This is a genomic window from Devosia sp. (assembly GCF_034675085.1).
Lineage (GTDB): Bacteria > Pseudomonadota > Alphaproteobacteria > Rhizobiales > Devosiaceae > Devosia.
The window spans coordinates 1-2026 of record NZ_JAUCDN010000446.1 but is presented as its reverse complement, the minus strand read 5'-3'; the positions used below and the strand labels follow the sequence as shown (position 1 = coordinate 2026).

The 2026-nt window shown below is 64.8% G+C and carries 2 protein-coding genes; both read left to right on the top strand.

Annotated elements, in window-relative coordinates:
- Positions 1-320 (top strand): hypothetical protein (locus VDP82_RS17545; protein WP_323016104.1); only part of this gene is annotated, 320 nt, incomplete at its 5' end.
- Positions 321-357: 37 nt separating this feature from the next.
- Positions 358-1866 (top strand): anthranilate synthase component I, encoded by a 1509-nt coding sequence (gene trpE / locus VDP82_RS17540; protein ID WP_323016103.1) that lies wholly within the window; start codon positions 358-360, stop codon positions 1864-1866.
- The last annotated feature ends 160 nt before the right edge of the window (positions 1867-2026 follow it).

Here is a 2026-nt window from a genome sequence, read left to right as displayed (position 1 = left end):
TCCCGCAATTCAGCAGTCCCTTCGGCCGGTTCGGCGCCACCGACGGCACCATCGACGCCACCGTCGCCAGCGCCGTCTTCGCCGGCGGCGCCGACCATCACGGCGCGGCGGTCAGCCAGAATGGCGACTATATCGTCTTCCAGGTTTCCGATGTGACGCCCGCCGACGAGGCGATGGATACGGGCACCGTGGCCAGCCTCAACAACGAGGCGCGGGTCGGCATTTATGCCGAATTCGTTTCCGCCGTGCGCGACAGCGCCGGCCTGCGCATCAACCAGCAGGCGCTCAACGACGCGCTTGCCCTTTATACCGGCCAGTAAACGCTGGCCGGTCCCTTCCAGACTGGACACCAAGACGATGGGCGACGACTTCTCGCAGCGCTTTCAGCAGCAATATGAAGCCGGAAAGTCGCAGCTCGTCTGGCGTCGCATCGTGGCGGACCTGGAAACCCCGATCGGCACCTATCTCAAGCTCGCCTCGGGCCGCCGCCACACCTTCCTGTTCGAATCGGTGCAGGACGGCACGGTTCGCGGGCGCTATTCCATCATCGGCAGCCAGCCGGACCTGATCTTGAAGGTGGAGGACGGCGCAGCCGCCATCAACCGCGTTGCCCAGAACGATGAAGGCGCCTTCGAGCCTCTGCCCGACCGGCCCCTGGACGCGCTGCGCAGGCTGGTGGCCCAGAGCCATATCGAAATGCCCGAGGGCGTTCCGCCCCAATCGGCGGGCATCTATGGCTTTCTGGGCTATGAGATGGTGCGCTATATGGAAGTGCTGCCCAATCCGCCGCCGGGCGGGCTTGATCTGCCCGAAGCCATTTTGATGCGGCCCTCCCTGCTGGCGATCTTCGATACGCTCAAGGACGAGCTTTATCTCACGGCGCCGGTCTATGTGCGGTCCGGCGTCACCGCCCGCCAGGCGTTCGAGGCGGCCCAGGCCCGCATCGACGATGCGGTGGCCCGTCTGGGGCGGGCGCTTCCCGCCACCCCTGCCCTGCCCGATCTCGAAAAGCTCGAAGTGGTCAGCAATACCAGCCGCGACGACTATTTCGCCATGGTGGCCAAGGCCAAGGACTACATCACCGCCGGCGATATCTTCCAGGTGGTGCTGAGCCAGCGTTTCGAGGCCGATTTCACCCTGCCGCCCACCGCGCTCTACCGGGCGCTGCGCCGCACCAATCCCTCTCCCTACATGTATTTCCTCGATTTCGGCGACTTCGCCGTCGCCGGTTCGAGCCCGGAAATCCTGGTGCGCGTGCAGGACGGCAAGGTCACGATCCGCCCCATTGCCGGCACGCGCAAGCGTGGCGCTACCCCCACCCGCGATGCCGAGCTGGCCGCCGAGCTTCTGGCCGATCCCAAAGAGCTGGCCGAGCATCTGATGCTGCTCGATCTGGGGCGCAACGATGTCGGCCGCGTCGCCCGCACCGGCACGGTGGAAGTCACCGACAAGTTCTTCCTCGAATATTATTCCCACGTCATGCACATCGTTTCCAACGTGGTGGGCGAGCTCGACCCGCAATACGACTTCGTCGATGCGCTCTCGGCCGGCTTCCCGGCGGGCACCGTGTCCGGCGCCCCCAAGGTGCGGGCCATGGAGATCATCGACGAGCTGGAAAAGGCGCGGCGCGGCATCTATGGCGGCTGCGTGGGCTATTTCGGCGCCGATGGCACCATGGACACCTGCATCGTGCTGCGCACCGGCATCGTCAAGGACGGCAAGCTCTATGTGCAGGCCGGCGCCGGCATCGTCGCCGACAGCAAGCCCGAGCTTGAACAGATGGAATGCGAAAACAAGGCCCGCGCCCTTTTCAGCGCCGCCGAGGAAGCGCTACGCTATGCCGGCGAGGCGGGGATCGGGCAATGAGCGGAACGGGCATGCAGATGAAGCGATGGCGAGGCTGGTTCTGACCCCGATCACCCGAACCGCTTTCTCAGGGACAGGCCAAAATGACCAAGACCCTCGTCATCGATAATTACGACAGCTTCACCTACAATCTCGTGCATTTCCTCGGCGAACTGGGCGC